Genomic DNA, 25,091 nt, shown 5'->3' with positions numbered 1-25,091 from the left:
GGCTGAACGATGTCTGCTTTTCAGGGAGGCCGTGTTGGATATTCTCGTCGTACTTGCTGCGCTGTCCTTGCTCATGCTGGCCGCGTACCGTGGCTATAGCGTGATCCTGTTCGCTCCGCTGTGCGCGCTGCTCGGGGTGCTGCTGACCGATCCGGGTGCCGTGCTGCCGATGTTCAGCGGGGTGTTCATGGAAAGCCTGGTCGGCTTCGTCAAGTTGTACTTCCCGGTGTTCGTGCTCGGCGCGATCTTCGGCAAGGTGATCGAGCTGTCCGGATTTTCGAGGGCGATCGTCGGCGCGGTCATCCAGATGGTCGGGAAACAGCGCGCCATCCTGTCGATCGTCCTGGTGTGCGCGCTGCTGACCTACGGGGGCGTGTCCCTGTTCGTGGTCGTGTTCGCGGTCTACCCGTTCGCGGCGGAGATGTTCAGGCAGGGCGATATCCCGAAACGCCTGATCCCGGCCACCATCGCGCTGGGCGCCTTCACCTTCACCATGACGGCCATGCCTGGTTCGCCCCAGATCCAGAACATCATTCCCACCAGCTTCTTCGGCACCACGACCTGGGCCGCGCCCGTCCTCGGCCTGCTGGGTTCGGTGTTCATCGTCGTCCTGGGCATTCTTTACCTGGAAGCCCGGCGCCGCAGCGCTGCCGCGGCCGGCGAGGGCTACGGCGCCGGCCATCGCAACGAACCGGAGGCGATCGACCGCGCGGGCCTCCCGCATCCGCTGCTGGCGGTCTCGCCCCTGTTCGTGGTCGGCCTGCTGAACTGGCTGTTCACCCAGCTCATTCCGCGCTACTTCGGCAGCGCCGTCACCATTGACGTTTCCGGTACGCCGCTGACCGTGCAGGTGACGCCGCTGGCCGCGATCTGGGCCGTGGAGGGAGCCTTGTTGGCAGGCATCCTGTGGGTCATGCTGTTCGCGTTCCGGCCGGTTGCGGCGCGTTTTGCGGAAGGCTCCACCAGCGCGGTAGGCGGCGCGCTGCTGGCCTCGCTGAACACCGCGTCCGAATATGGATTCGGCGCCGTCATCGCCGCACTGCCGGGATTCGGCGCCGTGACCGGGCTGCTCAAGCATATTCCCGATCCCTTGCTCAACGAGGCCGTCAGTGTCAGCGCGCTGGCGGGAATCACGGGCTCGGCATCGGGCGGCATGAGCATCGCGCTCGCGGCCCTCTCGGACAGTTTCATCGCCGCCGCGAACGGCGCCGGCATTCCCCTCGAGGTGCTGCATCGCGTCGCGTCCATGGCAAGCGGGGGGCTGGACACGCTGCCGCACAACGGGGCCGTGATTACCCTGCTGGCCGTGACCGGATTGACACACAAGCAGGCCTACCGCGACATCTTCATCGTCACGGTCCTGATCGGCACCTCGGCGGTGCTGGTGGCGATCGGCGCCTATTACCTGTTCGGCCTGGTCTGAGGGGCGCCGGAACCGGCGCGCAGCCGGGGCTCACCACGCGCGGTCGAGCAAGGCCGGCAACACCTGTGCGGCGCTTCCTCTCACATTCCACGTGCACACGCGATCCAGCTCGCTGGCAGACGGGTTGACCTGGACGACCCGGCTGCCGGCCCGGCGCGCCACCTCGGGAAGCTGCGCCACCGGATAGACCGTGCCCGAGGTGCCGACGACGATCAGGAGATCGCAGCTGGCGCATGCATCGAATGCACGCGCGAGGACGTCTTCGGGAAGCGCTTCGTTGAACCACACCACGCCGGGCCTGACCGGGCCGCCGCAGGCCGGGCAGCCTGGCGGCGCCAGGCGCCGGCCGCCTTCGGGCTCCACGGGCGCGGCCGCCGGCAGGGAAAAGGGGCGGGCACAGTCGGCACAGCGCGGATGATGGAGACTGCCGTGCAGGTGCTGCACGTCATGGCTGCCGGCACGCTCGTGCAGGTCGTCGACGTTCTGCGTGAACAGGGACAGGTGTTCCACGCGGCTGGCCAGCCCCGCGATCGCGGCATGACCCGCGTTCGGCCGGGCCGACAGCGCCTTCATGCGCCGCCATTCGTACCAACCCCAGACCAGGGCGGGATCGCGCCGGAAGGCGTCCGGCGTGGCCAGCGAGGCCGCGTCGAAATGCTGCCACAGGCCGGTCAAGGCGTCGCGGAAGGTGGGAATGCCGCTTTCGGCGGACATCCCCGCGCCCGTCAGCACCATGAGCTTGCGCGCGCCGCTCAGCGCGGCGAGCAGGCCGGGGTCGAAGTCGGTCATCGTCATCGCCATTCGTGCAACGCGATCCCGGCGAACCCCGGCCAGGCACCGAACTCGGCCTCCAGGCGGGGCAGCAGGGCGCGCAGCGCGTCCTTGTTCTTGTGAAAGCTGGTGGCCGAACCGTCGATCGGGCGGCTATCCACCAGCTGGTAGGGCATGGCGCGCGGATGCGCGAGCGGCTGGCGCAGCAGCACCGCTACCTGCTGGCCGTCGACCGTGAACAGCAGCATGTCGCCCGCGGCGCCAACCGGCGCGCGGCGGTAGCGGCGCTGGGTCTCGAACGGCAGCGGGCCGGCTTCCAGCGCGATGCGCACGCGCTTGCCGTTGGCCGCTCCCCAATCCAGGAAGGGGATGGCGAAGGCGAGGATCTGCCCGGGATCGGTGCGGTAGTCCATCACCGAGACCGCGTCCGCGTGCTGCGCCAGGCCGTCCAGCAGCGCTTGCCGGTCGCCCCACCAGAAGGGCACCACGAACTCGAGCGGCATGCCGCCTGCCGCCGCGCGCAGCGCCGCCAGGGTGGCCACGTACTCCCGGTCCAGGCGCGCGGCCGGCAGCACGTGCTCGGGCAGCAGGTAGGGTTCGATGTCGAACTGGATGCTCCTCAAGCGCGCTGCCGGCTCTAGCGCGGCATTGTAGGCGGCATAGGCGCGGGCGCGCGCGGCGGTGGCGGCGCGTTCGCCCGGCAGCACCATGTGCGGGTCGCCTTCCACTGCGCTGATGCCGATGTCCCTTTGCCCGGCGCGGCGCACGAAGGCGGAGAGAAGCTCCGGATCCTTGATGCGGCCTTGTTCCAGCGGCACCACGATGAACAGCTCGCCGATGCGCTCGCGCGCGGCCCAGTCGAGCAGTTCCTCGCCGCGTTCGAGCCAGGCGCTGCGGTCCCAGATCCAGGTCGAGCGCGGCGCGGCGCCCGGGGAATCCGGTTCCAGCGTCAGGGAATCCAGCGCCACGCTGGCGCCGGCGGCCGGGCATGCAAGCACGAAGTGGCGCCAGCTGGCCCGGTCGAGGGCAGCCGGCAGGGCGAGCCGGGTGTTACTCGCGGCGGGTCCGGCGGAAAGCTGGCCCATGTCGAGCGCCGATTCGCGCGCCGCCCCTGCCGCATCCGCAGCCTGCCAGGTGAGCTGCCCCTTGCCGGAATACCTGGCCGCCAGGTGCGCGCGCAGGCGCGGGATGGTCCACGGGCCCGTGAGCAGCACGCCCGCCGGGCGCGAGCCGGCGCGGCAGTCGATGCGCAGGCGGCCCCCGTCCAGGCGCGCCTGCACCCGCTCTTCGACACCATAGGTGCGGACCTGCATCCCGGCCAGCAGGTTGGTTCGCAGCGGCATCGGCGCGGGCGGCGCCGGCTGCTTGCCGCCTTCTTCCGGCACCAGGGTCTGTTCGCTGACGGCGAAGCCTCCGTCCCTTGCCTCGCCCTGGAGCAGGATGGTGGGCGTCGGCGTCGCGTCCGCGCCCAGCACGTGCAGGGTTTCGACCTGGGCGGCGCCGAGTGCGAGCGAGCGGCAGCCGGGTAGCGCTGCTGCGCCGGTGACGACGAAGCGCAGCTCCTTGCCGTCAGGGCCAAGGGCCTTGGCGGACGGGCTGCCGCCGGGTGCCGCTTGCGCGGGACACAGGTGCAGGAACGCGGCGTGGGCGGGAGCGCTCATCGACAGGAGAAAAAGTAAGGCAAGCCGTGACATGGCCTTCAGTGTAGCGATGACGGCCCGCTTGCCGCGCTCATTTGCCGGTTGGCGTTTGGCCGTCCTGGCTTTGCCAAGTGCCCTTGCGCTTCATCGTGCCCCAGCTCGACTCCTTCTGCATCGCCCAGCGCCACAGGCCGGTCAGGCGCCAGATGGAATTGAGCTGGCGGTAGCCGAAGTTCTCCAGGATCACCACCAGTCCCAGCGTCAAGAGTTGCCTGCCGCGCGGGTAGATGTGGAAGGACATCTCTTCCAGCAGCAGGCCGGAGGCCGACAGCAGGATGCCCAGGCCGATGGCGACGAACAGGAAGGCGCCGAAGGCCTCCCAGGAAATCATCCCGCTGAAGTAGGCCCAGATCATGAACACATAGCCGCCGATCTCCACCAGCGGACCGAGCCACTCGAACAGCAGCATGAAGGGGAAGGCCACCCAGCCCGGCACGCCGCCCGTGCGCGAGAAGACCAGGCCCCAGTTGGCGTTCAGGCTCTCGGCCAGTCCGCGCTGCCAGCGGATGCGCTGGTTCTTCAGAGTGCGGTAGTCCTCGGGCGCCTCGGTCCAGCACACCGGGTCGGGCACGAATTCGATGCGGTAGGGCTGGCGTTTCTCGCGCAGCAGGCGGTGCATGCGCACCACCAGTTCCATGTCCTCGCCGATGGTGTCGCGGCGGTAGCCGCCGGCCAGCACCACGGCGTCCTTGCGGAACACGCCGAAGGCGCCGGAGATGATCAGCATGCCGTTCATCGAGGACCAGCCCAGCCGCCCGAAGAGGAAGGCGCGCAGGTATTCGACCACCTGGAACAGGGCCCAGATGTTCTTCGGCAGCCCGACGCTGGTGAGAAAGCCTCCGCTGACCGTGCAGCCGTTGGCCACCCGCACGGTGCCACCGGCCGCCACCACGGTCGGGTCGCGTAGGAAGGGCTCGGTGACCTTGGCCAGGCTGTCGCGCTGCAGGATCGAATCGGCGTCGACCCCGCACACCAGCGGATAGCGCGAGACGTTGATCGCGGCATTCAGGGAATCGGCCTTGCCGCCGTTGAGCTTGTCGATCACGCGCACGTTCGGGTAGCGCGTCGAGCGGTAGATGCCGCGCACCTCGGCGGTCGGGATCTGGCGGCGGTAGGCCTCGGGGAAGGGCAGCAGGGCGAACTCGCGCTTGAGCACCTCCAGCGTGCCGTCCTTCGAGCCGTCGTTGACGACGATGATTTCGAACTCGGCGTAGGTCAGCTGCAGCATCGAGCGGACCGAGGCGGCGATGGTGGCTTCCTCGTTATAGGCCGGCACCAGGATGCTCACCGGCGGCTCCAGGCCGGAGTAGGCGCGCGGCAGGTCGGCGATGAACAGTTCCTGGCCCTTGGCGCGCAGGGCCCGCAGCGCGATCGCGTTCAGCAGCAGGTATCCGCCGTTGAGCGCGATGAAGTAGCAGAACACGAACCAGGTGATGAAATCGGTCATGCCTGCTCCTCCGCCAGTACCTGGTCGAGCATGTCCAGCGCGAAGCGGTCGGTGAGCGAGGCGCGCACCGCGTCCAGGTCGGCCTGCGACAGCAGCGGCAGTTCGCGCAGAGCCTGGGCCGCGCGGTAGCGCACCCACCATTGCGGGTCGCCCAGCAGGCTGGTCAAGCGGGCGGCGTCGCTGCGCTCGCCGACCCGGCCCAGGGCGCGCGCGGCCTGCACCCGCACCTGCCAGTCTTCATGGCCGAGCAGGGCGCGCACTTCGGACAAGGTGGCGGGCGTCAGCACGCCGCGCAGCGCGGCGATCACCACCGCACTGGACGGACTGCGCAGCGCCGCGGCGAGCACCCCGGCCGGTAGGGTGACCCGCAGCGATTCGGCGATCCGCAGTGCGCGCGGCAGCCGTTCCTCGGGCAAGCCCGGCAGGATGCGCGCCAGCACCTGCGCCACCGGGCCGCTGGCCTGCTGCAGGATGCCGGCCACGTGCGACAGCGCCCAGTCTTCGCGTTCGATGAACAGCGGTGTCAGGTAGTCGGCCGCGGCTTCCGGATCGACCCGCACCAGCGCCCACAGCGCGCTCAGCGAGAGCACGCTGTCGGCGGCGCTGGCCAGCGGCAGCAGCTGCGGCCAGGCGGCGCGGTCGCGCAGGTGTCCCAGCACCAGGGTGGCCAGCAGGCGTTCATCGCGCGCGCCGCGTGCGAGCATGCCGCGGGCCAGGGTGTCGACGCCGAGCCGGCGCGCCACGCCATTGAGCGCTTCGTTGGCCTCGCCGCGCAGCGAACCTTGCAGGTGCGCCCACAGGTGCAGGAAGGGCAGGCGTTCGTTCGGCCGCAAGGACGGCAACTCGGGTTCTTCCCCGATGATGGCCTGGTTCAGCAGCGGGCGCCAGCGGGCGACGGCACGCGCCGCGCGCCGCTCGCGCCGCCGCAGGCTCATACGCAGCAGCACGATCTGCAAGGCCAGCAACAGGGTCAGGACGAGGGCGACCGTCCCGGTCCAGACCGCGACGGTAATGAAGGTGTCGCCGGCGCCTGCGGGCAAGGCGCTCGGGGTCATGGGGCCGTCTTCAGGAAACGCCGGACCCGCGCCAGCAGTTCATTCGGCTGGAAAGGCTTGATGACGAAATCGTTGGCGCCGGCGTCGAGCGCGCGCACGGTGTCGCGTTCGGTATTCTTGGCAGTGAGCATCAGGATCGGCAAGCCGGCCCAGTCGCTGCGTTCGCGCGCCAGCTGTACCAGCTCGAAGCCGTCGACGTAGGGCAGCATGACGTCGAGCAGCACCAGGTCGGGCCGCTCCTTGGCGTTGCGGAAATGTTCGCTCGCGGCGCGGCCGTCGGCCAAGTGCACGACGCGGTAAGCCTGGCGCTCAAGCATGAAGCGAAGGACCTGGGCGATGTGTTCGTCGTCCTCGACGACCAGCACGAGGGGAGGGGAAGCGTGTTCGTTTTCCATCGAATTCCGATAAGACGGTGGCGCCGCCAGTATAGCCGACAAGCACTGCTGCGGTGCCTGTTACTGTTGCTTAGCGGCTACGAAGCGGGTCGAGCAGGCTGCGCAGATTATTATGGTCGAGCTCGTACATCAGGGCCAGCAACTGGCCCAGCTCGCCGCGAGGAAAGCCTTCGCGGGCAAACCAGCCCAGGTAGTGGCCTGGCAGGTCGGCAATCTTGTGGCCTTTGTATTTCCCGTACGGCATGTCGCGCACGAGCAGTAGAGAGAGATGATGGGTGTCCATTGGCGCGTCCTATGGAACGCACTTTAGCAAACAATCTCAAAGTTGTAGCATGGTCGGAGCTGGAGGTGATGCAATGGACAATGAATTCGACCTGGAACGTTTCGTCCAGGCCCAGGAACCGGTGTACGCCACTGCGCTCGCCGAACTGTGCGCCGGCCGCAAGCGCAGCCACTGGATGTGGTTCATCTTCCCCCAGATCGCCGGGCTCGGCCGCAGCGAGATGGCGCAGCGCTACGCGATCGCGTCCAGCGACGAGGCGGCCGCCTACCTGGCGCATCCGGTGCTGGGCGCGCGTCTGCGCGAGTGCGCGCGCATCGTGGCCAAGCGCGACGGCCTGTCGGCCGAAGAGATATTCGGCCACCCCGACGACCTCAAGTTCCGCTCGTCGATGACCCTGTTCGCCGACGTCGCGCCGGACGAAGCGGTCTTCCAGGACTGCATCGACAAGTATTTCGATGGCGAGCCGGACGATGCCACCCTGGCGCGGCTGTAAACGCCGGAGTCCATTCCTGTCGCGCCATCGAACGCGTTTGCGATAGTTCGTCCTGCCCGCCCGGTGGGCGTTCTACATTCGTCCTGCCTCATGCAGGCGCATGAGACCACTACCGGAGACAGACAATGCGACATTTCTCGATAGGGCGTTTTGCCACGATAACAGGCATGGTGGTGCTGGCGAGCGCGGTGGCCGCCGGCAGCCGTGCCGGCGATAACAGCGGCAAGGTTCTTGCCGCGCCAGGGGACCAGGAACAGCACAAGGCCGGGAGCCAGGGCAGGGACGTCTATGGCATCGTCAATCTTGCAGGCGGGGCCTTCGGCTTCGTTGCCGACATCAATGCGCGCGGCCAGGCCGCGTTCGAATACTTCGGCCTCGATGGCCTGCTGCACGTGGGCTATTTCGACGGTGCGCGCGTGATCGACATCTCGCCGCCGAACAACCGGACCGCCTTTCTCGGCGACCTCAACGACAAGGGCGAAGTCGCCTTTTCGGCCAGCATCGTCGAGCCGGCGATGCCTGAAGGCACCCAGTTCCGGCCGTTCCGCTGGTCGGCGTCACGCGGCCTGCTTCCCTTGCCGAGCCTGAGCAGCGATGGTCCCACGTTCGTCACGGCCATCAACATTCACTCTGAGATCGTCGGACGATCCGCGCTCTCGGCCGAGAACGGCGCCGACCGGGCCGTGCGCTGGACTGCGGCAAACCGCCTGATCCAGCTGCCTGCGCCGGCGGCCATCGGCGCGACCTATGCCAGCCACATCAACGACGACAATGTCACCGTCGGCTCCGGCGACGCGGCGGGCGGAGCGCCGAACGTGCTGGCCTGGGACGCTGCCGGCCGGACCATGGACCTCGGTCCCTTCGGCAAGCGCTTCGCATTCGCTTCGACGGGCAACAACCGCGGGGAGATCGCCGGAATGCTCGACACGCTGAGCCCGAACCTCAGCGCCTTCCTGTGGAGTCCGGGCAAGGGCGCGGTGCGTATTGGTGCGCGCACCATCACGCATGGGCTGAACGGCATCGGCGAAGTGGTCGGCCGCAGGGTCAGCGGGAACTCCGACCCCGCACCCCGTGCCTTCCTGTTTTCCCGGGCGCGCGGCCTGGTCGACCTGCACCCGCGCGGGCTCCAGGTCTCCGAAGCCAATGCCGCCAACGAGCGCGGTGTAGTGGTCGGCCTCGGGCAGCGCGCTGCTGGCGACAATATCGCGTATCGCTGGACCCGGGGTGGCGCGGTCGACCTGAATACGCGCCTGCTCAACCCGCCCGCGGGCCTGGTGCTGAGCTCGGCGCTTGCCGTCTCGAACAACGGCGATATCGTGGCCAGTTCCAACGCCGGGGTGGTGCTCCTGCGCGCCAACGGCGGCGGTACCGATGCGCCGGTGCTCGGGCCGATCCGGCACGCCCAGCCGCGCCTGAACCAGCCGCTCGAGATCACGCTGTCCTTCCGCGACCGCAACGTGGGCGACACCCACAGCGCGACGGTGGACTGGGGCGACGGCAGCGGCCCCCAGGTGGTGGGCCTGCGCGAATACCGGGGCAAGGGCGAGGTGCGCGCCAGTCATACCTACACGTCGAATGGCGACTACAACATCGTCGTGCGCGTCAGGGATTCGACCGGCAAGGCCACGCAGCTGTTCGAGCAGCTCACGATCCTCGACCTCGGCACACCCGGCGCACAAGGCCGGGGCACGCTCGCGAACGCCGCGGGCGCGGCCGCGCACCGGCAGCTGCAGGCGCGCGCCCTGGCGGCCCGGCTGGGCCACGGGCCGACGCAGCTGCTCCGCTAGGGCGGGGCAGCGGGCGCCGGTCCGGTCCTAGACCGTGGCCAGGATCGCCCCGAGCCGCTCCATGTCCACCGGCTTGACCAGGTGGTGGTCGAAGCCGGCGGCCATGATCTGCTGGCGTTCGCTGTCCTGGCCATAGCCGGTGACGGCGACCAGCAGGGCGCCCGCCGTGGCCGGGTCGGCGCGCAGGCGCCGCGCGAGCTCCTTGCCGTCCATCTCAGGCAGGCCGATGTCGAGCAGACAGACCTGCGGCGCCGCTGCCCGTGCACGTTCGAGGGCGGCCAGCGCGCCGTGTTCCACCAGTGTCTGGTGGCCGGCCGCTTCCAGCACCATGGCCAGGGTCACCGCCGCGTCGACGTTGTCGTCCACGACCAGGACCCGCAGCGCAGCCGCCTTCCCGGTCGCATCCGCGACAACGGGGGCGGCGGCATCCTCGGCCGGGGCGGCATCCGCGGCGCAGCAGGGCAGGCAGACCGAGAAGGTGCTGCCCTGGCCCATTCCCGGGCTGGCGCAGGCGACCGAACCGCCGTGCAGTTCAACCAGGCTTTTCACCAGGGCCAGTCCCAGCCCGAGACCGCCCAGTGATCGGTCGACGCTGCGCTCGGCCTGCGCGAACAGCTCGAACACCCGCCCGGTCAACTCGGGCGCCATGCCGATGCCGTTGTCGCTGACGTCGATGCGGGCATTGCCGTCGGCGGCATGGGCATGCAGCACCAGGCGTCCGCCTTCCGGTGTGTACTTGGCCGCGTTGTTGAGGAGGTTGGCGACCACCTGCACCAGCCGCTTCTTGTCGCCCGCGACCATGACCGCGCCTTGCGGCAGCGCCAGCGACAGGTCGTGGCGGCGTGCGCGCACCAGGGGCGTGACCTGCTCGACCGCATCCTGCAGCACGTCGCGCAGGTCGACCGGCGCCTGATCCAGTTCGACCAGCCCGCGGGTGACGCGCGATACGTCGAGCAGGTCGTCGATCAGCGCCGTCATATGGCCGACCTGGCGCGCGATGATCTCGCTGGTGCGTCGCACCAGCGCCTCGTCCGGCTTCATGCTTCGCAGCAGGGCGGCGGCGGCGCTGATCGGCGCGATCGGATTGCGCAGCTCGTGGGCCAGCATGGCGAGGAATTCGTCCTTGCGCCGGTCCGATTCGCGCAGCTTCTCCTCGGCTGCCTTGCGCTCGCTGATGTCGCTGGCCGCGCCGATCCATTCCACCACCCGGCCCCGCGCATCCTGGATCGGCACGGCGCGTGACAATGCCCAGCCGTCGCTGCCGTCGATGCGGCGCACCCGGTGTTCCAGCTCATACACGGAGCCGGTGCGGATCGCTTCGAGCACGGCTGTGTGCACACGCGCCTGCTCGTCGGCCGGAATGTAGTCCTCGAGCCAGAACGAGCGCGGGCGCGCGGTATCCTTCAGGAAGCCACGCCCGTCGAGCTCGCGCAGCTCGGTCCAGTCGGCGTTCATCCGGTACACCACCTGGCCGGCCGTGGTCAGCGCCCGGAAGCGGCTCTCGCTTTCGCGCAGGGCCCGTTCGGAACGGATCTGCTCGGTGACGTCCTTGGTCGTGTGCGAAATGCAGGCGATGGCGCCGTCCTCGCCGAATACCGGTGCGCTGTAGGCACTCCAGAACCGCTCGTCGAAGGTGACCGTGCCGCCGGGTCCCTCCAGGGGGATGGGGTAGCGCTGCACCGGAAGCATATCCGGCTCGCGGGTCGCCAGCACCTTGGCGAACGATGCGCGCAGCTCGGCCTCGTTGGTGCTGCTGGCTGGGTCGTCGGGATTGGAAGGGAAGGCCACGAACAGGCTCGTGCCCACCAGCTCTTCGCGCCGGCGCGACGACGCTTTCAGGAAGGCATCGTTCACGGCGAGGATCACGGCCTCGGGCGTCGGCGACAGCAGATACTTGCCGATCGGCGAACTATTGAACGCTGACTCGAAAACGGATGGCGAGAGCATAGTCAATACAGGGGCAAGCCTTGAAGAAAACGCAATTATAAAAGCGATTACTTGCGATGACACATTTACTACTGTGACACGCGCGCCGCCAGGAAGAAGCGGGTTGCGTATAATCGCGGTCAGTTCGTCCCTTTATTATCTGAAAGCAATAATTCATGGCTTCCTCCGACAACATCAGCATGGCGGTGTTCTGCGACTTCGAAAACGTCGCGCTCGGCGTGCGTGACGCCAATTACGAAAAATTCGACATCAAGCCGGTGCTGGAGCGCCTGCTGCTCAAGGGCAGCATCGTGGTCAAGAAAGCTTATTGCGACTGGGACCGCTACAAGACCTTCAAGGCGCCGATGCACGAAGCGAACTTCGAACTGATCGAAATCCCGCACGTGCGCCAGTCGGGCAAGAATTCGGCTGACATCCGCCTGGTGGTCGATGCGCTCGACCTGTGCTACACCAAGTCGCATGTCGACACCTTTGTGATCGTCTCGGGCGACTCGGACTTTTCGCCGCTGGTGTCGAAGCTGCGCGAGAACGCCAAGCGGGTGATCGGCGTGGGCGTCAAGCAGTCCACCTCGGACCTGCTGGTGGCGAACTGCGACGAATTCATCTTCTACGACGACCTGGTGCGTGAAAAGAACCGTGCCGCCGCCAAGCGCAAGGAAGAGCTCGACGCGCGCCGCGGCCAGCCGGGGGCGCGCCGTCCGAGCGACGACAAGCGCCGCGAAGAGCTGGAAGCGCGCAAGGCGCAGGCGCTCGAGATGGTGGTCGAGACCTTCGACGCGCTGGTTTCCGAGCGCGGGGACACTGGCAAGATCTGGGCCTCGCTGCTGAAGGACACCCTGAAGCGCCGCCGCCCTGACTTCTCCGAGACCTTCTACGGTTTCCGCACCTTCGGCAACCTGCTGGAAGAAGCCCAGGCGCGCGGCCTGTTCGATTTCGGCCGCGACGAAAAATCCGGCACCTATGTCTTCCGCAGCGCCGCGGCGCCGGTGGCGATGCCGGCGCCGGAACTGGTGGTGGTGCGGGACACCCCGGCCGGCGAGGAAGCCGCCGCCGTCGAGGGCGGCGAGGAAGCACCGCAGGCCGAGGCCAAGCCGGAACGTGGCCGCCGCGGCCGCGGCGGACGCGGGGGCAGGGGCCGCGAGGCGGCGCCCGCCGCGGCCGAGCTGAGCGCGGTGGACGCGGCCCTGGCCGCGGAACTGCCGCCGGGCCCGGCCACCACGGAAGAGACGGCAGCGGAAGCGCCGCCGGCTGAAGAAGCGGTCGACGCGGCCGCTGACACCCCGGTGGAGGAGGTTCCCGTGGAGCCGGCGCCGGCGCCGGCCAAGGAACGCCGCCGCGCACCGCGCAAGCCGGCCGCGAAGAAAGTGGCAGCCGAAGCGCCGGCCGTCGAAGCGGCGGCCGATCTGCCCGCTCCGACCGTGGCGCTGGACAGCGCTGCGGACATGCCGGCAGTCGCGACGGAAGCGGCAGCCGATACCGCAACGGATACCGCGCCCGAGGCCGGTGGCGCCGCGGATGCCGACGGCGATGCCGACGACAAGGCGGCACGCAAGAAGACCGCCCGCCCGGCCCACAAGGCCCCGGCCCGTAAGGCCGCCCCGCGCGGACGTCGTCCGGCCAAGCCGAAGACCCCTGCCGAAAACGGCTGATGGCACACGGCGGCGCGTGCGACGTGCGCGCGCCGCCCCTGCAATAATGGCGCCGTCCGCATGCGCGGGCCTGCCGCGGCGTCCGCCCGGCTGTCGCGACGTGCGAAGGAGCCTGCCATGCGTGTGCCTGCCGCGGTGTTGAATGGGGCCTTGTTATCGATCGCCTTGATCGCCGCGCTGCCCGCGGCCCAGGCCGCGCCGCCGGCCGATCATCCCATCCTGGGCATCTGGAAACTGAGCCTGCCCGACCTCGGCTGCTCGGAAACCTACCGCTTCCGCGGCGACGGCACCACCCTCGTCACCAGCGCCGAAGAAGTCTCCGAGAGCGAATACCGCATCCCCGCCAAGCCCAGCGCCAGGGGTTTCTACCGGCTGGAAGACCGCATCGTGAAGGACAACGGCAAGAAGGACTGCGCCGGCGCCATCATGAAACCCGGCACCACCGCCACCAACTACATCCGCTTCCACCCCTCCGGGGCGCTGTTCCTGATGTGCGCGGACGAGACCATGAACACCTGCATCGGACCCTTTGAGCGGGTGCAGGGCGAGGAAGCGTAGAGCTGAATGCGGCACGTTTGAAACAGCGTGCTACTTGAGGTCATTGTCCTGAAGAATTTACCTTCGCTACAGGTTTATCCTAGATCAATTACTGCGAGTACATAGTTGCAATACTGTTTGTTGGAGCAAAACACTCAGTAATGCAACCTGGGATGCAACTCGCATGAATCTCAAGGAATTGGCTGGCGTATTCGCAGGCATGTCGGAAGGGAATCGGCCCATACGTGCAAGGCTGGCGCAAGGGCAGAAGGTGCTTGACGACGTATTGTTGGTCAAGCGTGTTTCAGGATGCGAGACGATATGCGGCGGGCTGGAATACCGCCTTGCATGCGTAGCGACCCGTGCGGACTTTCCACTGAAAGAATTCATCGCATTACCGGTCGAACTCCAGTTCGTCACTGACCGCGGTGAATTGCACGCCGTATGCGGCATCGTGTCACAAGCGGCTGCCGGGCACGGCGACGGCGGTTTGGCGACCTATCAACTGGTGATGCGCGACGCGTTAGCGCTGATGGAGCAGCGTATCAATACGCGGGTTTTCCGTAACCAGAACGAACTGGACATCAGCGAAATCATTCTCGACGAATGGCGCCGGAACAATCCGGTATTGGCCAAGGCCTTTGACGTGGACTGGTCTCACATTACCGGCACCTATCCCGCGCGGGAATTCACGATGCAGCATAACGAATCCGATGCCGGGTTCCTGCGTCGATTATGGAAACGACGTGGCATCGCCTGGTTTGTTCGAGCTGGGCGACCAAGCGACTCCGAAAGCCAGAACACGCCGGGCCATACGCTTGTCCTGTTCGATGACGTGTCCAGGTTGCCGCAAAACGTAGCCGGCATCGTGCGCTACCACCAGGACGACGGCACGGAACAAAGCGACACCATCATCCGATGGAGTCCTGTCCGCACACTAAAACCGGGCAATGTGGCACGCCAGAGCTGGGACTACATGCAAGGCCGCATGATGTCCAGCGCTACGCCTTCGCGCATCGATCAAGGGGCAACGGGTAGCCAGTTCGCGGCAACACTCGACGACTACCTGATCGATATGCCTCATGCCGGAGACAATGGAGAAGATTACCGTCGTCTCGGCGAGCTGCGCATCAAGAGGCACGAATATGAAGCCAAGTGCTTTTACGGTGAAGGCAGTGTGCGGACCCTTTGTGTCGGACAATGGATAGGACTGGCTGGACATCATGAAATCGACACGCACGCCGAGAACGAACGTGAATTCGTCGTCACGCGCCTTGAGGTCCATGCAGAGAACAATCTTCCCAAGGCAATCGACGACCAGGTGCAGCGCCTGTTTGCGCTGAGCCGATGGGACGAGGCGCAGTCCAATAACGCGTTGCAAGAAGCCAGCGACGAACGCGGCATGCGCTACACCAATCGCTTCGCTTGCGTGCGGCGCGGCGTTCCGATTGTTCCCGCTTTCGATCCACGCAGCGATTTACCGCATCCACAGCTGCAAAGTGCTGTCGTGGTCGGCCCGGCAGGTGAAGAAGTGCACTGCGATGAGTACGGCCGCGTCAAAGTCCGCTTTCCCGGAACTAATGCGGAAGACCATTTGCATGCGCAAGGTGCCGGCGCCAGCGACAGCGATCGGGACTCGGCCTGGGTGCGCGTCGCCAGTACCTGGGCCAGCAATCAGTGGGGAACGATTACGCTGCCTCGCGTTGGCGATGAAGTCATCGTCGATTTCCTCGGAGGAGATCCGGACAAGCCCATCATCGTGGCGCAGGTCTATGGAGGCAAAGCTCCGCCGCCATCTTTCAGCCATGTCGGTGCGTTGCCGGGGAACCGGTATGTGGCCGGCATCAAGAGTAAAGAAGTGCAGGGCATCCGCTACAACCAGCTCCGGCTGGACGATACCCCGGGACAAATCAATGCACAGGTCTCTTCGCAGCATGGCCATAGCGAACTGAACCTTGGATGGCTCACGCATCCCCGCAGTGACGGCAAGGGCGAAGCGCGCGGCGAAGGTGCGGAGCTGCGCAGTGATCATGCGGTTTCCGTGCGTGGCGCCCAAGGCGTCCTCATCAGCGCCGCTGCGGGCCTCAAAGCAGGTGGCAAACAGCTGGATCGGAATGAACTGATCGGATTGATTGATGTGATACAGGGTGTGCAGCAACAGTTGTCGGAGCTGTCGACGACGCACCATGCCGGGGACACTGACAACAAAGAGCTCTCGCAACTTATCGGCTACCTGAAGGAATGGGACGTTGGCAGCAATGCCAGAGCGGGTGATATTGGCGCCGGCGGCCAGCCTGTCGTGGCACTTTCAGCGCCAGCTGGCATTGCAATGGCTAGCCAGGACAATCTGGCGATCGGCGTGCAAACGCACATTGACATGGTCAGCGTCGGCAATACGCAGTTTTCGGTTGGCAGAAAATTGCTCGCGCGCGCCTCCGAAAGCATCAGCTTGTTTGCGCATCGCCTTGGTATCAAGCTGATCGCCGCCAGCGGCAAGCTCGAAATGCAAACCCATGCCGACGACATCGAACTTACGTCTGCGAAACGTATCGTCCTGACAGCAACGGACGAAATTGTTCTGCAGGCGCCCAAGCTGCGTTTGGTTGCGCAGGGCGCGCAAGTGGACATTGGCGGTGGCGCGATCACGCAGCAAAGCAGTGGCGAGCACACGATCAAGTCATCGAAATTCTCCCATGTCAAACCTGGCGGCAGCAGCCTCGCGGCCGTCGACCTACCCACGAGTGAAATGATGCACGACCAGCGAACCGTCTTGCGGTGGATAGGGACCGACGAACCCATGCAGAACCAGCGTTACCGCATCACGACGGAAGACGGCCGCATCTTCGAGGGACGGACAGACGCGGCCGGCATGACCGAGCGTTTTGCCAGCGCCATCCCGTTTGGCCATTACAGCATCGAAGCGCTTGACGACTGATCGCCTCAAGGAGGAGCAAACGATGACTACCGCAGAACGTCCCTTGCCGGCGCAACAACATGTTGGCGCAGCGCGCAAGGCCGAGGGCTTTGCGACACCGAAGCAGGACAAGGCGCCGCAGTGCGCGCGCATGCTACCCCGGCGGGTCTTGCCGATCATTTTCCTGCCCGGGATCATGGGGTCGAATCTGCGCATGAGCGCGGCTCGGCAACAGGAAATGCGCAGGAGTGACAACATCGCTTGGCGGCCAGACGTCCTTGGCCCGACGAACATCACCGACGCCGCGACCGAGTCGCCCGCGGAACGGCAGCTGCGCCTTGACCCGCTGCAAACCACAGTCGACATTTACGATCCATCTGGCCCGCCTGAGGTTAGTGGCGACGGACGGCACAGCAACGTCGAGATTGATAAGGGATTTCGTTCGCCATTGCTGGCAGATGATCCCATCATCGTCAAGAACCGACGCAGCGCTGCACAAAAGGCGCGTGCGCGCGGGTGGGGTGAGGTTTTTTTCAAGAGCTATGGCGAACTATTGCAGCATCTTGAATCACGCCTCAACAGTACCTTCTTCGAGGGGAAGATTCGTCCCGAGTGGCGTGATGTCGTTGGCGTCGACCCTCAGGTGTGGAGTGCTGATCCGAGTCTGCCTCAGAAGGCGCTAACTGAGGACGAACTCAAGAAGGTTGCCACTGGCTGCTGGTTCGCTGTTTATGCGTTTGGTTATAACTGGCTGCAGTCTAATGGAGATAGCGCCAAAATCATTGCCAAGCGCATCAATCAAACGATCGATGATCTTAACAAATCGGGCTACGAATGCAATCAGGTAATCATTGTTACCCATTCTATGGGAGGCCTCGTTGGGCGGGCATTGATTCACCCGCAGTTTGGCAACCTGCAAGACAAAATACTCGGCATTGTCCACGGCGTGATGCCAGCCGTCGGCGCTCCAGCGGCTTATAAGCGTATGCGAGCGGGATTCGAGGACCCTGGCATGATGGAAAATCCGGTTGAAAGCATTGGGGCTAAAGTGGCCGGCAACTTTGGCGACGAGGTGACGGCGGTTCTAGCGAACTCACCCGGCGCACTGCAATTGTTGCCTAGCGATTCATACGGGAATGGCTGGCTACGCGTAACACACAATGGACGCGATCTGGAGGTCTGGCCGAAGCAGGGTGATCCGTACAATGAGATCTACAAGATTCGCGGAAAGTGGTATTCGCTTTTCCTGGAAGAGTGGATTAATCCTTCTGGACTTCCTCCGCAAGATGGCGGCGGGACATTTGAGCGGGCCTGCGAGTTTCTTGACGAAGCCATGATTTTTCACAGGCGAATTTCGAAGACGTTTCATTCCAACAGCTATGCTCATTATGGCGCCGACCGTGCAAGGCATAGTTTCGGAGAAGTCATATGGGCTATCGACAAGAACTGCGCTGACCCAGCGGGCTGGAAGGATTGGCCCATTATTACCGACACTAAGCAGGGTACAGTGCAGCTTGTTCGTTGGGATCCGATCATCCCTAACAAAGCACTTCACCCCTTTGTCGACCGAATACCTAAGCCAGTACACGCGACCATTCTCCCACCTTCGACGCCTGGGGACCAAACCGTGCCAGCGAGGTCTGCCGATTACCAGTTACTCAGTGGTGCGTTTAAAGCTATTTTCCGTCAAACCGGTTACGAACATCAGTCGAGTTACAAAGATCCCCGAGCGATCGCTGCGACACTGTACAGCATTGTACGAATCGCTCAGAAGGCGACTTGGAGATCTGTAGAGGAACGATCATGCGTCTAACAAACAAACCTCGGTTTTTCGCGCCACTCGCCGCAGCGGTCCTGATTTTGGCCGCATGCGACCAGAATGCAAAGGAAAGGAAGACACCGACTATGACACCACTCACGCCCCGCCTACAATCCGTGTTCGAAAAGTCCAAGACTATTTGCTTTGGACGGTTCATGGTCGATGTGCCGCAATCAGCTACGGTGGCCTGGGGGAAGGCAAGTGTGCCGATATCTGCCACCATCTACCCCAACGGCGTTAGCAAAGTAAAGGTGCTAGAGCAAGATTTTATTGAAAAACTAAAAAGTGAAAAGGCAATCAACCATGACGACGTGCCATTATTGCTATCAGTTGACGATATAGCCCAGCCTGAGGGAAAGATCGTTACGGGCTATGACGGTTTTGAAGCGATTAATAGGCTCAAGATCAATGGGTACTTTAAGCTGAACAATGACGGCGTTATCTTCGATACTTATTCATTTAAGAGTAGTAAAGACAAAGATATAGCACTGATCAAGAGTATTGCTCGTCGACTACGACTACGTGCCGAGAACGAAATACCCAACGAGCCCGGCAATTGTATTGAATATGCCTTTCTCCCCGATGAACTAGGTGCCGAAAGAGAGCACCTTGCTGAACTTGTCCGCATTGGTTTCCGCCTAAACGAATTCCCTGATACGCATGTCTCTATTTTTGTTCGCCCCGCCAACCCGCACAAAAACGAAAGCAATTCGCTAAAATGGCAACTTGAGCGGCTCGAGAAAAATTTGAAAGTCGAAAATCCCAGTCATCCACGCCTGAAAACTAAATACTTTCGTAGGGGAGCCCGCGAGATTTACGACTGGGTCGACGGCTTCGAAGCCCTGTCGCGCTCGCCAGACCAAGCAGGCGTTCACGGAATTCATGATTTTGGTATGGATTTCCAGGGCGTACCGTATGATCCATTGAAACCTTACGTGGACATCCGTATGCAAACCGGTGTCGCCAACAACGCCGCCGGCGCCACGAAACCCAGCCTGACCGACGAAGAAGCCATCGCGGTATGGGACAAGATTACGAGCACCATCCGCGTGCGTCCGACCGGTGCTGCGGCGGTGAAAACTGCTGACACCGACACGCAGCCGCGCCTTCCGCTGGGCGAGCTCGCCGCCACGGGCCGCAGCTGCCCACAGACGGGGATGTGGGAGTCCAGCGAACCGTCCGGCACGGAAAACAGCCGGCGCAGGTATATCAAGGCCGGCGAAACAATGCCGCGTGTGACAGTGAGCGGCGCGCCGTCTCTCTGGCAAAGGCTCACGGGAGCAATACCTTCCTATCAGTTGGCGACGATGTGGAAGCTAGTCGATTATGATGACAAGCCCGCTCTCGCCAAATCAACGCCGCAGCCTCCGTCCATCGCACAGCTCGCTCCCAGGAGTGAGACGACGATGACGGACGATCCTGGTGGTATCCAGGCCGATGCGGCCCCGCCCAAAGAACATGGCTGAGCGATGCGCAACGTCATTCGTCTCGGTGACCCGACATCCCATGGCGGCAAGGTCGTGAGCGTAAGCGCAGAGCATTTCACGGTGGATGGCAAACCGGTGGCCCGCGTGGGCGACGTCTGCAGTTGTCCCATCAAGGGACATGACAACTGCAAGATCGCCGAAGGCGAGGGGCGCCACGTCATCGACGACATCGCAGTCGCCTACGAGGGGTATAAAACGACCTGTGGCGCGACCTTGATTGCGACTGTCGGAAATTTTTGCGAAGAGTAGCGGGTCGTCAGAGGTTTTTGTCGGGGCATAACCCGCAGGCATGGCAGGGCAAGCTTGCTGCATTCCCGGGGGCATCGCTTAGGTGTATATTGCTGGGCGAAACGATAACCCCACTGGAAATCCATGTCCCCGGCACTCCTTTTCGCAATCCTGATCGGCTACTTCGCGCTCCTGCTCGCGGTAGCCTGGGCCACCTCCCGCAACGCCAACAACGACAGCTTCTTCATCGGTAACAAGAGCAGCAACTGGATGCTGGTCGCCTTCGGCATGGTCGGCACCACGCTGTCCGGCGTGACCTTCGTGAGCGTGCCGGGCGCGGTCGGCGTCGACGGCTTCGGCTATGCCCAGATCGTGATCGGCTACGTGATCGGCTACATCGCCGTGGCCTACGTGCTGCTGCCGCTGTACTACCGCCTGCAGCTGACCTCGATCTACCACTACCTCGACGTCCGCCTCGGCCGGCGCGCTTACCAGAGCGGGGCGGGCTTCTTCATCGTGTCGCGCCTGCTCGGCGCCACCGCGCGGCTGTACCTGGTGGTGAACATCCTGCAGGCGATCATCCTCGACAGCCTCGGCGTGCCGTTCTGGCTCAGCACCCTCGTCGTGCTGGGCATGATCCTGCTGTATACCTACAAGGGCGGCGTCAAGACCATTGTCTGGACCGACACCCTGCAGACCAGCGCCATGCTGTTCGGCCTGTTCGCATGCGTCTGGATCCTGCTGGGCGAACTGAACATGTCGGTGCCGGAAAGCCTGAACCAGATGCAGTCGCAAGGCCTGGCCAGGATCTTCACGCACGATCTGGACAGTCCCAACTTCTGGCTCAAGCAGATCATCGCCGGCGCCCTGATCACGATCACGATGACCGGCATGGACCAGGAAATGATGCAGAAGACGATCTCGGTCAAGACCCTGAAGGACTCGCAGAAGAACATGCTGACCCTGACCGCGGTGCTGGTCGTGGTGCTGCTCTCCTTCTTGTTCCTGGGCGGCCTGCTGTACCTGTACGCGCCGATCGCGGGCGTCACGGCAAGCGGCGACAAGATCTTCCCGGCCGTGGTGATGGGCCACCTGCCGGCGGCGCTGCAGGTTGTGTTCCTGATCGCGCTGATCTCGGCCCTGTTCCCCAGCGCCGACGGCGCGATCACGGCGCTGACCTCGTCGACCTGCATCGACCTGCTGGGCATCAAGCGCCGCACCGACCTGACGGAAGCGGCCAAGGAAAGCCTGCGCCGCCGCGTGCACCTGGGCTTCGCCGCGCTGTTCCTGTTCCTGGTACTGGGCTTCAAGGCGGCCGACAACCCGAGCATGATCGGGCTGATCCTGAAGCTGGCGGCGTATACCTACGGTCCGCTGCTGGGCCTGTTCGCCTTCGGCATGCTCACGCGCCGCACGCTCACCGACCGCTTGGTGCCGTACATTACGATTGGCGCGCCGATTCTCTGCGCGCTCCTTGAGTACAATCAGGAACACTTGCTCGGTTCTTACCGCCTTGGGCTGGAATTGCTCATGGTAAATGGCATACTCGTGTTTGCCGGCCTGTTTGCCATCTCCCAGAAGGAAAAGACCGGGACGGCCGCAGTCACTGTGTAACAACGCGGTCTGCGCCTTTCATATAGACTGAAGATGGAGTTTCGATGGCTTTCAAACCCCTGAGTGCGTTGCGCCGTGCCTTCGGCATGCTGTGGCACGCGGTCGACGTATCGCGCCGCACCTTCATGAACCTGCTGTTCCTGCTGTTCGTGATCATCGTCATCTCGATCATGAGCTCGGGCGGCGTCAAGCCGATCGGCGAGAAAACCGCCCTGGTGCTGGAACTGAAGGGCGACCTGGTCGAGCAGTACCAGTCGAGCCTGGAGGACACGGTGCTCGATTCCATCGGCGGCGACAGCAAGCGCAGCGTGCGCCTGCGCGACCTGTTGCGCGTGCTCGATGCCGCGGCAAAGGACAAGCACATCGGCACCGTGGTGCTGCTGCTGGACCAGATGAATGGCGGCGGCCTGGCCCAGCTGCGCGAGGTCGGCGCCGCGATCGACCGCGTCAAGGCTGCCGGCAAGAAGGTGGTGGCCTGGGGCGGCACCTATGACCAGAAGCGCTACCTGATCGCCTCGCACGCGGACGAAGTCTACGTGCACCCGATGGGCATGGTGCTGATCGAAGGCTTCGGCGGGCGCCGCAACTACTACCGCGACGCGCTCGACAAGCTGGGCGTGACCGTCAACCTGATCAAGGTCGGCACCTACAAGAGCTTCGCCGAACCCTATATCGCCAACGGCCCGTCGGAAGCGGCGCAAGAGGCCGACAGCTTCCTGTACAACGCCCTGTGGCAGGACTACACGGCCCAGGTCGAGAAGAACCGCAAGCTCCCCACGGGCAGCGTGGCCAGGTGGATCGAGACGCTGCCGCAGCAGATGGAAGCGGCAGGCGGCAGCGCGGCGCAGGTGGCGCTGGGCGCCAAGCTGGTGGACGGCCTCAAGACCCGCGACGAGATCCGCGCCATGCTGGCCAAGCGCGGCGCCTGGGACGAGAGCATCAAATCCTTCCGCCAGGTCGGCTACCACGATTACCTGGCGCGCCACGAGACCCGGCCATTCGGCGATGCGGTGGGCGTGATCACCGCCTCCGGCAACATCACCGAGGGCACCAGCGGACCGGGCGTGGTGGGCGGCGTCACTACTGCCAACCTGATCCGCCAGGCGCGCGAGGACGAACAGGTCAAGGCCGTGGTGCTGCGCGTCGATTCGCCCGGGGGCAGCGCCTATGGTTCGGAGCTGATCCGGCGCGAGCTGGAACTGACGCGCGCCGCCGGCAAGCCGGTGGTGGTGTCGATGGGCAGCGTGGCCGCATCGGGCGGCTACTGGATCTCGATGGCGGCCGACGAGGTGATCGCCGACCCGGCCACCATCACCGGCTCGATCGGCGTGTTCACCATCCTGCCGACCGCCGAGAAGATCAGCGACAAGCTCGGCATCCATACGGCCGGCGTCACCACCACCTGGCTGGCCGATGCCTACAACCCGCTGCGCCCGATCGACCCGCGTTTCAGCTCGCTGGTCCAGAGCAGCATCAACCACGTGTACAGCGAGTTCACCACCAAGGCGGCGCAAGCGCGCAAGACCACCCCGGCGAAGATCGACGAAGTGGGGCAGGGCCGGGTCTGGACCGGCGCCCAGGCCAAGGAACGCGGCTTGGTCGACCGCCTGGGCGGCTACCGCGATGCGCTGGCCTCGGCCGCCAAGCGCGCCAAGCTGGGCGAGGACTACCGGGTGGCCTACATCGAGCGGCCGGTCAGCCGCATCGAGCGCTTCCTGAACATGATGGGCGCCTCGACCGCGCAGGCCGTCAACATCCAGGTCAAGCTCGGCCTGATGGAAGCGGCGCTGCCAGCCGGCCCGATGGCCCAGGTGGCGCAGGACATGGCATTCCTGAAGGACGTGGCCGACGGCCGCAAGCCCTTCGCCGCGGTGACGCACTGCCTGTGCGGCACGCCATGAGCGGATAAATTTGTAGCCAGTTTGTAACTGATTGATACGGTAAAAAGACGGGTGCGGAAGCGATTCCGCACCCGTTTTCCGTTTACTCCACCGATTTCGCGGGTATCGGTGTAAATCGGTGTAAAGGCCGTCCCGGACATGTAACAGCATCGTGCGCGCAATGTACGTTACGAAACATATCGGGGCAGGAGGCCATGCTAATCTTTTGGGCACAACGTTATCTGAATAACATTCTGCCCATAAGAACAAGGTTGAGCATGGATTCGAACCAGTCCCCCAAGTCCGCCCTCACGAGCCCACCACCCCCATCTCCCGAGGCCAGGCGCCGCAAGCGCCTGATCGGGACCGTCATCGCGGTGCTGGCGATGGCCGGCCTGGCGGCGCTGGCGTGGTACCTGACCCACCGTCCGGCGGGCGCGGGCGCGGGCGGTCCGCCGGGGGCGGCCGGGGCACGCGGTCCCGGCGGTGGCGGCGGTCCTGGCGCCGGTGGCGGCGGAAGGGGCGGGCGCGGCGGGCCGGCGACGACGGTGGGCGTCGCGACCGCCGAACAGGCCGACATCCCGATCATCATCGACGCCCTCGGCACCGTGGTGCCGGCAGCAACCGCTACCGTGCGGCCGCAGGTCTCGGGCGTGGTGCAGAAGATCCTGTTCACCGAAGGCCAAGCGGTCAAGGCCGGCCAGGTGCTGGCCACGATCGATCCGCGCCCCTTCGAGATGGCGCTGCTGCAGGCGCGCGGCCAGCGCCAGCGCGACGAGGCCCAGCTCGAGAACGCACGCCTGCTGCTCGGCCGCTACCGCACCCTGCTGGAGCAGGAATCGATCGCCCGCCAGGAGGTCGACACCCAGGCGGCGCTGGTCAAGCAGCTCGAGGGCACGGTCATGACCGACCGCGCGGCCGAAGGCATCGCCCAGCTCAATGTCGGTTACACCCAGGTCAAGGCGCCGATCTCCGGCCGCGTGGGCCTGCGCACGGTCGATATCGGCAACCTGGTCAACACCGGCGATGCGAACGGCGTGGCGGTGATCACCCAGCTGTCGCCGATCGATGTCGAATTCACCGTGCCGCAGGACCAGGTGCCGGCGCTGCAGGGACGCATTGCGCAAGGCGCCAAGCTGCCCGCCACCGCGCTGGACCGCACCCGCACCGATACCCTGGCCACGGGCAGCTTCATTGCGCTCGACAACCAGGTCGACGTGCAGACCGGCACCGTGCGCGCCAAGGCGCGCTTCGCGAACAGCGACAACAAGCTGTTCCCCAGCCAGTTCGTCAACCTGCGCCTGCAGCTGGACATGATCGACGATGCCGTGGTGGTGCCGGTGACGGCGCTGCGCCATGGGGCCAACGGCGACTTCGTGTTCGTGCTCAATGCCCAGGAGAAGACGGTGTCGCAGCGCGCGGTGACGCGCGGACAGGCGACGGTGGACAAGGTGCAGATCAAGACCGGCCTGAAGGTGGGCGAGCAGGTGATTACCGAAGGGGCGGATCGCTTGCGCGATGGGGCCAAGGTGACCTTGCCAGGCGATCGGGCGCAGGGAGCGCGTGGTGGCGCCGGCGGACAGCAAGGGCAGGGAGAAGGGCGTCGCCAGCGTCAGGGGGCGCAGCAATGAATGTGGCTGCGCACGCAAAATTGGGTACCCG

The 25,091-nt window shown here is 65.0% G+C and carries 19 protein-coding genes; 12 read left to right on the top strand and 7 right to left on the bottom strand.

Annotated features, from left to right (window positions below):
- The first annotated feature begins 73 nt into the window (after positions 1-73).
- Positions 74-1,423: a GntP family permease gene (locus YWC_RS0101840; RefSeq protein ID WP_371845988.1), complete on the top strand. Its 1,350-nt coding sequence runs from the start codon at positions 74-76 to the stop codon at positions 1,421-1,423.
- Between the two features lie 30 nt (positions 1,424-1,453).
- On the opposite strand, the gene YWC_RS0101835 is transcribed toward YWC_RS0101840, so the two are convergent.
- From YWC_RS0101835 to YWC_RS0101810, 6 genes are all read right to left on the bottom strand, one after another.
- Positions 1,454-2,212: an SIR2 family NAD-dependent protein deacylase gene (locus YWC_RS0101835; protein WP_036212666.1), complete on the bottom strand. Its 759-nt coding sequence runs from the start codon at positions 2,210-2,212 to the stop codon at positions 1,454-1,456.
- Positions 2,213-2,214: 2 nt separating this feature from the next.
- Positions 2,215-3,888 carry a hypothetical protein gene (locus YWC_RS0101830; RefSeq protein WP_156923429.1) on the bottom strand — a complete coding sequence of 558 codons (1,674 nt, stop codon included), beginning with the start codon at positions 3,886-3,888 and terminating at the stop codon, positions 2,215-2,217.
- A 37-nt stretch (positions 3,889-3,925) separates the two neighbouring features.
- Positions 3,926-5,341 carry a glycosyltransferase family 2 protein gene (locus tag YWC_RS0101825; protein ID WP_027863851.1) on the bottom strand — a complete coding sequence of 472 codons (1,416 nt, stop codon included), beginning with the start codon at positions 5,339-5,341 and terminating at the stop codon, positions 3,926-3,928.
- Positions 5,338-6,396: a HEAT repeat domain-containing protein gene (locus YWC_RS0101820; RefSeq protein WP_027863850.1), complete on the bottom strand. Its 1,059-nt coding sequence runs from the start codon at positions 6,394-6,396 to the stop codon at positions 5,338-5,340. The genes YWC_RS0101825 and YWC_RS0101820 overlap by 4 nt, the downstream gene beginning before the upstream one ends.
- Positions 6,393-6,791, bottom strand: coding sequence for a response regulator transcription factor (locus YWC_RS0101815; RefSeq protein WP_027863849.1), 399 nt, complete (start codon positions 6,789-6,791; stop codon positions 6,393-6,395). The genes YWC_RS0101820 and YWC_RS0101815 overlap by 4 nt, the downstream gene beginning before the upstream one ends.
- A gap of 70 nt (positions 6,792-6,861) precedes the next feature.
- Complete coding sequence (locus YWC_RS0101810) at positions 6,862-7,074, bottom strand: DUF3820 family protein (protein WP_027863848.1); 213 nt, start codon at positions 7,072-7,074, stop codon at positions 6,862-6,864.
- Positions 7,075-7,147: 73 nt separating this feature from the next.
- Between YWC_RS0101810 and YWC_RS0101805 the strand changes: the two genes are divergently transcribed.
- Positions 7,148-7,567, top strand: a complete 420-nt coding sequence (locus YWC_RS0101805; RefSeq protein ID WP_027863847.1) for a DUF1810 domain-containing protein — start codon at positions 7,148-7,150, stop codon at positions 7,565-7,567.
- A gap of 125 nt (positions 7,568-7,692) precedes the next feature.
- The gene (locus YWC_RS0101800) at positions 7,693-9,354 is read left to right on the top strand and encodes a PKD domain-containing protein (protein WP_156923428.1); all 1,662 of its coding nucleotides are present in this window, start codon (positions 7,693-7,695) and stop codon (positions 9,352-9,354) included.
- 27 nt (positions 9,355-9,381) lie between these two features.
- Here YWC_RS0101800 and YWC_RS31375 read toward each other — a convergent pair whose 3' ends face one another.
- On the bottom strand, positions 9,382-11,301 hold the full coding sequence (locus tag YWC_RS31375) for a PAS domain-containing hybrid sensor histidine kinase/response regulator (RefSeq protein ID WP_051306128.1): 1,920 nt from the start codon (positions 11,299-11,301) through the stop codon (positions 9,382-9,384).
- Positions 11,302-11,456: 155 nt separating this feature from the next.
- Here YWC_RS31375 and YWC_RS0101790 point away from each other — a divergent pair, with 155 nt between their 5' ends.
- The 9 genes from YWC_RS0101790 (at position 11,457) to YWC_RS0101745 (ending at position 25,060) form a co-directional block, all read left to right on the top strand.
- Positions 11,457-12,950, top strand: coding sequence for an NYN domain-containing protein (locus YWC_RS0101790; RefSeq protein WP_027863845.1), 1,494 nt, complete (start codon positions 11,457-11,459; stop codon positions 12,948-12,950).
- Positions 12,951-13,067: 117 nt separating this feature from the next.
- The gene (locus YWC_RS0101785) at positions 13,068-13,508 is read left to right on the top strand and encodes a hypothetical protein (RefSeq protein ID WP_051306149.1); all 441 of its coding nucleotides are present in this window, start codon (positions 13,068-13,070) and stop codon (positions 13,506-13,508) included.
- Between the two features lie 163 nt (positions 13,509-13,671).
- Positions 13,672-16,422 carry a type VI secretion system Vgr family protein gene (locus YWC_RS0101780; RefSeq protein ID WP_027863843.1) on the top strand — a complete coding sequence of 917 codons (2,751 nt, stop codon included), beginning with the start codon at positions 13,672-13,674 and terminating at the stop codon, positions 16,420-16,422.
- Positions 16,423-16,444: 22 nt separating this feature from the next.
- On the top strand, positions 16,445-18,214 hold the full coding sequence (locus YWC_RS0101775; RefSeq protein ID WP_051306148.1) for an esterase/lipase family protein: 1,770 nt from the start codon (positions 16,445-16,447) through the stop codon (positions 18,212-18,214).
- Positions 18,205-19,686 (top strand): T6SS immunity protein Tli4 family protein, encoded by a 1,482-nt coding sequence (locus YWC_RS32580; RefSeq protein ID WP_156923427.1) that lies wholly within the window; start codon positions 18,205-18,207, stop codon positions 19,684-19,686. The genes YWC_RS0101775 and YWC_RS32580 overlap by 10 nt, the downstream gene beginning before the upstream one ends.
- A gap of 3 nt (positions 19,687-19,689) precedes the next feature.
- On the top strand, positions 19,690-19,956 hold the full coding sequence (locus YWC_RS0101760; RefSeq protein WP_027863839.1) for a PAAR domain-containing protein: 267 nt from the start codon (positions 19,690-19,692) through the stop codon (positions 19,954-19,956).
- A 123-nt stretch (positions 19,957-20,079) separates the two neighbouring features.
- Positions 20,080-21,549 carry a sodium:solute symporter gene (locus YWC_RS0101755; protein WP_036212525.1) on the top strand — a complete coding sequence of 490 codons (1,470 nt, stop codon included), beginning with the start codon at positions 20,080-20,082 and terminating at the stop codon, positions 21,547-21,549.
- Positions 21,550-21,593: 44 nt separating this feature from the next.
- Entirely contained in the window at positions 21,594-23,450 is a 1,857-nt protein-coding gene (gene sppA, locus YWC_RS0101750) for a signal peptide peptidase SppA (RefSeq protein WP_027863837.1), read from the top strand.
- A gap of 257 nt (positions 23,451-23,707) precedes the next feature.
- Positions 23,708-25,060, top strand: a complete 1,353-nt coding sequence (locus YWC_RS0101745; protein ID WP_027863836.1) for an efflux RND transporter periplasmic adaptor subunit — start codon at positions 23,708-23,710, stop codon at positions 25,058-25,060.
- The last annotated feature ends 31 nt before the right edge of the window (positions 25,061-25,091 follow it).

Source organism: Massilia alkalitolerans DSM 17462 (assembly GCF_000427785.1).
In the GTDB taxonomy this organism is placed as follows: domain Bacteria; phylum Pseudomonadota; class Gammaproteobacteria; order Burkholderiales; family Burkholderiaceae_D; genus Telluria; species Telluria alkalitolerans.
The sequence above is the reverse complement of the archived record's forward strand: the minus strand, read 5'-3'. Positions and strand labels throughout refer to the sequence as shown.